This window comes from Streptomyces sp. WM6386, assembly GCF_000972385.1.
Lineage (GTDB): Bacteria > Actinomycetota > Actinomycetes > Streptomycetales > Streptomycetaceae > Streptomyces.
Window position 1 is genome coordinate 1 of sequence record NZ_JXTE01000188.1, and the last position, 1,345, is coordinate 1,345.

The following is a 1,345-nucleotide window of genomic DNA, read 5'->3' on the forward strand; positions in this document are numbered from 1 at the left end:
GCGTCGCCGACGCCATCGGCGCCTTCATGGTCGGCCTCATCCTCGCCGGCACTCCTTCCGCCGCCCGGATCCGCCGACTCGTACACCCCCTGCGAGACCCCTTCGCGGCCATCTTCTTCTTCGCCTTCGGACTGGCCATCGACCCCGCCGTCGTCGCGAGCGTCGCCGGACCGGTGGCCGCGGCGGCGGCACTGACCGTGGTCATGAACATCGGCGCTGGACTCCTCGTGGCACGCCTGTACGGCTACGGCCCCGAGCGTGCCGCGGAGATCGCCACCACCCTGGTTGCCCGCGGCGAGTTCGCCCTGATCCTGGCCGCGATGGCGACCAGCGCGGGCCTCGACGACCGCCTCGCTCCGTTCATCGCCGGATACGTCCTGGTGCTCGCGGTCCTGGGCCCGGTCGTCGCCGGACGCGCCGAACTACTGGCCCGCACCCTGGCGTTCATGGGCTCTTGGAGGCCGGGCCGCCAACCCTTGGCCGACACTTGTTTGCAGGGGCCACCTGTTAGGGAGAATGCATAGAGAGCCGGTAGCGCGAGCCGGGATGTATCTCTGACCACGCTCCTCGTGTGTCCAGCCGACCGCTCTCCCCAGCCCGGCAGAGCGACCGCGGCTGCCTGACCGTGCTCCCCGCACGTCTGCGCCGGACCTCGACCCCGTTCACGACACTCGCTGCCGCAGCCTGGCCGGTCGCAGGGCGACAGCGCACGGCGCGAAGGAGAAGGCATGCCCCGATCAGAGGACGAGCGTCTGGTCGCGCTCGAAGCACGCTGCGCGTGTGACGATCCCCTGTTCGCCAGGGCGATGAGCATCGGACGCCCGCGCCGCCCCCGTGAGTTCCGACGCACGGGGGCCTGGTGGGCTCTGGCCGTCACGACGGCCGTCCTGATCGGCGGGGTGATCGTGGCGAACGGGCTGCTCATCGCCACGGGCCTGGTAGGGGTCGGCCTGGCCGCGCAGTCGCTCGATCCACCGAGCTGACTCTCCCTCACCGTCAGCTCGGCCAAAGCCAGTTGTGCCTAGGAATTCTTCGCCGCCCGGGCCCGATGAGCCGCGACGGTAGTCCGGCTCGCGCACGCGTTGGAGCAGAACCGGCGTGTGCGGTTCCGCGACTGGTCCACGAAGTAGTTTTCGCACCCGGCCGCGGCGCACCGTCCCAGCGTCACCGCCGGATCCCCGGCCACGACCAGGGCGAGCTTGGCGGCGATCAGCTGGCCGACCCAGCGCTGGGCCGGGGTGCCGTTGCGGCCGAAGTGGACGTGCCAGCCGCCGAGGCCGTCATGGTCGGACAGATGCATGTCCGGCGGATAGTCGCGCAGCAGACGGTGCACGGCGTCGGGGGC

Annotated in this window: 3 protein-coding genes; 2 read left to right on the forward strand and 1 reads right to left on the reverse strand. The window is 71.2% G+C overall.

All coding sequences use genetic code 11. The features are described from left to right. Positions 1 to 524: cation:proton antiporter (locus tag TN53_RS40605; RefSeq protein ID WP_046263898.1), on the forward strand; the 524-nt coding region annotated here is incomplete at its 5' end. A gap of 204 nt (positions 525 to 728) precedes the next feature. Beyond that, positions 729 to 983 (forward strand): DUF3040 domain-containing protein, encoded by a 255-nt coding sequence (locus TN53_RS40610; protein WP_046263899.1) that lies wholly within the window; start codon positions 729 to 731, stop codon positions 981 to 983. A gap of 38 nt (positions 984 to 1,021) precedes the next feature. Here the strand turns inward: TN53_RS40610 and TN53_RS40615 are convergent. After that, positions 1,022 to 1,345, reverse strand: a 324-nt coding sequence (locus tag TN53_RS40615) for a CGNR zinc finger domain-containing protein (RefSeq protein ID WP_046263900.1), incomplete at its 5' end; no start/stop codon positions are given.

What these genes read in the sequence shown, in the direction of transcription:
- TN53_RS40610 (WP_046263899.1), top strand. Translation starts at nt 729, where the DNA reads ATGCCCCGATCAGAGGACGAGCGTCTGGTCGCGCTCGAAGCACGCTGC.